Here is a 6,205-nt window from a genome sequence, read left to right as displayed (position 1 = left end):
TCATCAACAACGAGGTGCGAACTATAAATACCTTTTTTGAGCTTGTCAAACCTCTTGATGAAAAATTTTCTATAAATTCGGCGTAAAATATCAGTTTTTGCATTAATTTCAACCACTTAAATTAAATGTAAAAATTTTTGTACTTTCACAACACTTCGAAAATTTTTGGCATTTATCAATTTTTTATTTCTTATTTTGACCTTATTTAATTTTTCTTTTGAAACTGACAGAGATGGAATGTAGAGGTAGCCTTCTCTTTTTAGGACGGCATTCTCAACCTGTCTCAGATTCTCCTAGGTACAATCATCACAACTGTTAGAATCTTTTCTATGCAGATTTATTAAGAATCCTAAATGTCAGAATCCATGGAACGAGTCACCGGACTTTTACTTGCGGGAGGGCAAGCAAAAAGAATGGGCTCTATTAACAAGGGTGCCGTCCAATTAAATGACCGGCCCTTTGCCGAACTTGTCATTGGGAACCTGTCCAAGCAAGTTGACGATATCGTTATCAGCGCTAATGAGTATGTTTCTTACTTCAAACCGTTCGGGTTTGAAGTCATAAAAGATAAGAGAGAGGGATTCCTAGGGCCCTTGGCAGGAATTGAGTCGGCGCTTATTGAAATTCCGGACATCCAATGGTTGTTCTGCGCAACTGTCGATACTCCCTTCTTCCCGGACGATTTGGTCTCTGTGCTTCTTCAAAAGGCTAAAGAGAATGACAAGTTGTGCGTTATGCCTGTTCACAATGGCCGAAGATATCCTCTTCATTCTTTGATTCATGGCACCCTTCTTCCATCCTTATCGAGTTTTCTAGACTCCGGGGAAAGAGCCGTCGGCTACTGGCTAAGAAAATGCGGCGTCCTGGAAGTCAAGGTAGAAGCACCATTTCCTGCTTTCGAAAACATTAATACATTGGAAGAACTTTCACTTCTAAAAAGGAATACCAAATGAGTTCAAATTCATCTTCCAAAAGCTTTGGGGAAACTTTGGAGTTCCTCAAAACCTACGTTGAAGCAATAAAGGACACTCGGCTTGTGCCTTTGTCTGAATCCCTATCATACTTTTTGGCAGAGGATATTATCTGCCCTATCAATATCCCGGCTTTTGATAATTCAGCAATGGACGGATGGGCTTTCTCTTCGAAAGACATCCTTCCTGAAGGATTTACCTTGAGGGAAGTCGGAAGTTCTTTTGCCGGTCATCCTTTCTTAGGTGAATTAAAGACCGGAGAGTGTGTACGTATTATGACCGGAGGTAAAGTTCCTGAGGGGGCTGATACGGTCGTGATGCAAGAACAAGTTACCGTTAATGAAAAAGAGATCACCTTTCCTAGTTACGTAAAGAAAGGTCAGAATGTTCGCAAAAAAGCAGAAGAATTTGCCAAGGGTGCTGTGTGTATGGAGAAAGGCACACGAATCATGCCTCCGCACATCAACTTCTTGGCAACTTTAGGAATACCTGAAGTCTTGGTATTCCGCAAGGTCAGAGTCGCCTTCTTCTCAACAGGAGATGAACTCCAATCCTTAGGTTCTCCTTTAAAAGACGGCCATATTTACGATTCCAATCGTTATGCCATTCGAGCTCTCTTAGAGTGTGCGGGATTCGAAATTAAAGATCTTGGAATTGTTAAAGACAATCCTGAGTCTTTAAAAGAAACTTTCCAAAAGGCCGCTGATTGTGCAGATGCCGTCATTACTTCCGGTGGTGTCTCCGTCGGTAAAGCGGACTTTACCCGTACCGTTGTGGAAGAGCTAGGCGAACTTGTCCAATGGCAGTGCAGAATTAAGCCGGGACGCCCTTTGGCGATCGGAAAAATTGGAGAAAGTTACTTCTTCGGATTACCGGGCAATCCCACAGCTACACAAATCACTTTCTTAGTAATCGTTAAGCAGGCTCTTCAGCTTCTTGCAAATGCCAAGGATATTTCTATGCAATATGCGGAAGCTGAGGCAACCGAAAAAATGAAGAAAAGAGAAGGCCATACGGAATTCTTAAGAGGAATCCTGTATACAGAAAATGGAAAAGCAATGGTTCGCTCAGCGGGAAGCCAGAAGACAGGAGCTTCGGCTTCCATGATCACTGCTAATTGCTTGATTTATCTTCCCGAGGAGCATGGTCCTGTCCAGCCTGGCGAAACCCTCCTCGTAGTTCCATTCCAGGGTGTTTATCAATAGCTTTCCAGCCGCTTTGCCCTTTAAACTGACGATCTCTGCGGGCTTTGTATAAACGTCTGAATTTAGAAGCCGGAAGTTTTTTAACTTTCGGTTTCTTTTCATACTGAAACTTATTAGCTGTTTCTCTGAGATCCGCCTCGGCCGGAACAATTACGTTTCCTGCTAAGTCGATAACTCCCCTAAGTCCAATCCCTCGCGCAACAAATCCGTTGATGACCCCGTAATTTTTACTTTCATGCTGATGAGCATGAAAAAAATATTTCACCCCTAATTGATCTGCCAATACGTCAAGACATTCAAAACCTTTTGCATGAATAGAAGGAGCCTCATGAGTGACAAGCACATCTGCTTTACACTCTTTTAGCTTGTCATACACGGAACTAAAAATAGTTGAACGATGGCGTCTCGGCAAACCTCCTCGCCAAGTTGTAGCTTTTCCAAGCTTTTTGATAAATACTCCGGGAGAACTGTAACAAGGAAGCGCGGGAGGCATCCATATCTGCCCCCGGAATACACCGCCTAGACCGGCGACTTTAACCCCACAGACGTCAAGTACTTTTCCATGGAGGTTATTAGTTGCGAATTTTGAGCGCCAGATTCGGTCATAAATTAAATCTGAATCGGTATCGTGATTACCTGGAATCCAGAAAACTTTCGTCTCTCCGATATCTTTGAATATCTCATCCAGACTCCTATCAGGAGTGAGATCCCCTAGAATTATTATCGCATTCGGATGAAATTCATCAATAGCTTTAAGAATGTGGTCGAACTCTCCGTGAGGGTCACCGCACAAAAAAATTTTTTCTAACTTTTTGAGCTCTTTCGCTTCTGGCTGAGAACTCCCGCAAACCTGCGCCCGGCCCTTCTTCCGGCCGAAATATGAACGCCTATATCTCATGTCTAACAAACAGGCTCTTTTATTATTTATTTTGAAGCCTGCACCTAAATTTTTCGTTAGACAGAGAATAACACTATTTCATAAGATCTTTTTGCCGTTCGAGAGGGACAACCTCCTTTTCGTACCTACTCCAGTCTCACAACGTCGGCGCCTTTAGGAATTTCGAAACTAAAAAATTTAGAGCCGGGGGAAACGTCCGTTACAACATTTTTAAGTGTGAGCTTGGAAGTTTCTCCGAGAGATCCGACAAACTCCATTTTGACCGGAAGGTCGCCTTTAAAGCCCATCGTAATCTTAGAAAAGTTAAGATTGCAGGCATTAGGAACCAATTCAATCCAATTTAAGTTGTCCGATCCTTCTATGTTCTTAACCGTCCAGTATTTCTTAATATTGGAATCCCCGAATAAAATCGCGGCGGGACTTTGCGGAATAGTCTCCTTTGCAGATCTGACTGTCACCTGGTTTAAATCTTTATCCCAAACCCAAATAGTCTTTCCGTTGCAAATCATCTCTTGAGGAAATGGGACCGTGTACTCCCATAAGAATTTCCCGGGCCTCGAGAATACAAACTTACCGGAAGACTGGTCAATTTGCTTTCCGCCTTTATCGACCACCGTCTGGTCAAACTCTCCTTGAGCATTTTTGACATTCTTTGAAAAATTCTCCAACAGCTCGATCCCCTCAGCTCCCAAGGCATATGTGCTGATGAAAAAGGACAGTAAAAGAGGAAAACAGACTTTTTTCAAATTAATCTCCAGAGAAAATATTGGTTTTGAGAAATCGCTTTAGTTAACACACTAATGATTTTCACTAATTTTAACTTTGTTTCTTTAGTTAAGGGAAATCACTAAGCCCCAAAAAAAATAAAAACAGTAAAAATTTTTTAACCAAAAACAAGTAATTACCTCTTTTAGGTTAAAGACATTTCATTTTTTATGGGGGTAAGATTTTTCCCTTACTCGTTTTTTTGATTATGGAAGTTCTCTATTCACAAAATAAAAGGGGGGTCCTAAAATTATCTCGAGTGTTAAAGAAGTGTTTGATTTGTTAGCTTTTGTGAAATTTTCTAACTCGGTTTTAACTCGAGTTGGCATCTTTCTCTAGGCTTCCCTGTACGTCCCTCCATTCACGAAGGCAGCAAACACCTCCTGCTGCGTTCCGGTACAGGGAAGCCAACCTCTTTTCTTCCTCAGTGTTCTAGGTAAAGAAAAACTCCTTACTGGAAGGAGTCTCTCGTGGTTAGGATTTATTAATTTTCCGTTGTGTGAGCTAGTAAACCGCGCTGGGCAGCCCAGCTCCATGGCGTATCAAGCCAGGAATGAATATCGTCTAGATCCTCAGGTCCGATTAAACCCATCTGTACGGCCTTGTTGACAATAAATTCAAATGAAAGCATTTGATGGGCCTTTACATGGTTCTTTGAGAAAAGACGAGTGGTTTCCGGCATATCGAAGTTAGTAATTGCAAAGCAGTCTGTTACCTCGGCCCCGGCTTCTCTCAGGACCTTTACGGCATCAAGTAAAGAGATACCGGTAGATAAATGGTCCTCAATAATCAAAACTTTTTGGCCTTTTACATCCACCCCGTCAATACGGCTCTTGTTTCCATAAGTTTTTGCTTGTTGTCTTACAGTAACGAATGGAACATTCAGACGATAGGCTAAAGCAGCGCCGTGCGCAGTTCCCGCGCCTTCTACGCCTGCAATCACGTCAAATTTCAGCTGGAGTTCGATAATTCTCGAGGCCATAGTTTCAATGACGTCTCTCCAAGCTTCCGGAAAAGAAGACAAAATTCTGTTATCCACATAGATCGGAGTAATCAAACCCGACTTCAGACGCATAGGAGAGTTTTTCAGAAAAACGATGGCATTATTTACCAAAAGATGTTCTGCAATAATGTCTTGAGCAATAAATGATGTTGCCATTCTCTTTCCTTAAATATGTACTGTGAAGTCAGTGTTCTGAAGAGGAGGAAGACCGAGAACTTTTCTGCCGTTAATTGTGGCGATCTTTGCCAATTCTTCCATTTCGTCAAATCTGCAGCCGGTGGCCAATGTGGTGAGTTCATGCCACATATCACCGTTATTCCACGGCACCATGGCATCGCAGACGTTATCAGTTCCTAAAGCAACTGTAATTCCAGCCGGAACAAGCTCATCTACAGGGGTCATAGAGTTATGAACAGGACCAATTGCCTCAGAACGCGGAGTATCAATCCAAGCAGTTGGACAAGCAATCATCATGACATCAGCTTGCTTCATGAGTTCATAAAGACGATGTCTGTACTTCTTAGAGTGAGCTGCAATAGAAATACCATGAATAGCTACTACTTTACCTTGCATTCCATGCTCAATAGTCTTCATGCAAAGTTCTTCAGTTTCGTACTCCAAGGACTCATTGAACTGGTCCACGTGAACATGAACCATCTTATTTAATCTCTTAGCCGTACTTAGAATGATATCGAAGGCTTCGGAACCTTTACCGTAGTCTTTCTCATCTCTTTTTGGAAGAGCACCGATGATATCAACCATTTCAGCACCGATATCGAACCATTCTTTTGCTTCCGGATGAATTACGCCCTTCAAAGTTTGATTGGCAAACTTAACTTCCAGCTGATCTTTATAGTGTTCACGAGCCCTGATACCGGCTTTGATTGCTCTGTCTTTACTCTGAGGATCAATATCCACGAAGGTTCCCAAAGCAGTAACTCCCTGAGAAATCATGAGCTCAAATAACTGAGAAAATCTTCTGTAAAAATCTTCTTCCGTTGATTCTGCCTTTAACTTATCTAAGGCATCCCACTTTTGCTGCAAAGTACAGGTCTTACGCATGTGTAAAACATCAGGACTGAGAGTAAATGAACGATCTGCATGCGCGTGCGTATTAACCCATCCTCCGTTTCGTTTGATAACGGGCTCAATCATCGAGCGGATGGTAAGAGGTGTTTCTAAATTCATGTTGATAAAGCTCTCCGCATGTAAAAAAAAAACGGCTTCAAAGCCGTTTTTAAGAAATAGTAAACCTAGGTGCAATCGCGCCTTGTCGAATTTTTTGTACCGAACTAATTAGTTTTATTCTTGTGCCGTTAAGTTTCATAGGCGTAAGGATATCAAAACTAGAGACTTTCGTTTT

Annotated in this window: 6 protein-coding genes; 2 read left to right on the top strand and 4 right to left on the bottom strand. The window is 42.0% G+C overall.

All coding sequences use genetic code 11. From position 1 onward, the window contains the following. Nucleotides 1–353 precede the first annotated feature (353 nt). Nucleotides 354–953 carry a molybdenum cofactor guanylyltransferase MobA gene (gene mobA, locus RDK53_RS03955; RefSeq protein WP_308513391.1) on the top strand — a complete coding sequence of 200 codons (600 nt, stop codon included), beginning with the start codon at nucleotides 354–356 and terminating at the stop codon, nucleotides 951–953. Next, nucleotides 950–2,176, top strand: coding sequence for a gephyrin-like molybdotransferase Glp (glp, locus tag RDK53_RS03950; protein ID WP_308513390.1), 1,227 nt, complete (start codon nucleotides 950–952; stop codon nucleotides 2,174–2,176). The genes mobA and glp overlap by 4 nt, the downstream gene beginning before the upstream one ends. Here the strand turns inward: glp and RDK53_RS03945 are convergent. From RDK53_RS03945 to RDK53_RS03930, 4 genes are all read right to left on the bottom strand, one after another. Further along, a complete protein-coding gene (locus tag RDK53_RS03945) occupies nucleotides 2,085–3,074 on the bottom strand; it encodes a metallophosphoesterase (protein ID WP_308513389.1) in 990 nt (329 codons plus the stop codon). The genes glp and RDK53_RS03945 overlap by 92 nt on opposite strands. A gap of 125 nt (nucleotides 3,075–3,199) precedes the next feature. Continuing rightward, a complete protein-coding gene (lolA, locus tag RDK53_RS03940; RefSeq protein WP_308513388.1) occupies nucleotides 3,200–3,820 on the bottom strand; it encodes an outer membrane lipoprotein chaperone LolA in 621 nt (206 codons plus the stop codon). Between the two features lie 503 nt (nucleotides 3,821–4,323). Beyond that, on the bottom strand, nucleotides 4,324–4,998 hold the full coding sequence (locus RDK53_RS03935) for a phosphoribosyltransferase family protein (RefSeq protein ID WP_308513387.1): 675 nt from the start codon (nucleotides 4,996–4,998) through the stop codon (nucleotides 4,324–4,326). 9 nt (nucleotides 4,999–5,007) lie between these two features. Further along, a complete protein-coding gene (locus tag RDK53_RS03930; RefSeq protein ID WP_066593086.1) occupies nucleotides 5,008–6,030 on the bottom strand; it encodes an amidohydrolase family protein in 1,023 nt (340 codons plus the stop codon). Between the last annotated feature and the right edge of the window lie 175 nt (nucleotides 6,031–6,205).

Source organism: uncultured Turicimonas sp., assembly GCF_902477955.1.
GTDB lineage: Bacteria > Pseudomonadota > Gammaproteobacteria > Burkholderiales > Burkholderiaceae_F > Turicimonas.
The sequence above is the reverse complement of the archived record's forward strand: the minus strand, read 5'-3'. Positions and strand labels throughout refer to the sequence as shown.

What these genes read in the sequence shown, in the direction of transcription:
- mobA (WP_308513391.1), top strand. Translation starts at nt 354, where the DNA reads ATGTCAGAATCCATGGAACGAGTCACCGGACTTTTACTTGCGGGAGGG.
- RDK53_RS03935 (WP_308513387.1), bottom strand. Translation starts at nt 4,998, where the DNA reads ATGGCAACATCATTTATTGCTCAAGACATTATTGCAGAACATCTTTTG.
- RDK53_RS03945 (WP_308513389.1), bottom strand. Translation starts at nt 3,074, where the DNA reads ATGAGATATAGGCGTTCATATTTCGGCCGGAAGAAGGGCCGGGCGCAG.
- RDK53_RS03930 (WP_066593086.1), bottom strand. Translation starts at nt 6,030, where the DNA reads ATGAATTTAGAAACACCTCTTACCATCCGCTCGATGATTGAGCCCGTT.
- glp (WP_308513390.1), top strand. Translation starts at nt 950, where the DNA reads ATGAGTTCAAATTCATCTTCCAAAAGCTTTGGGGAAACTTTGGAGTTC.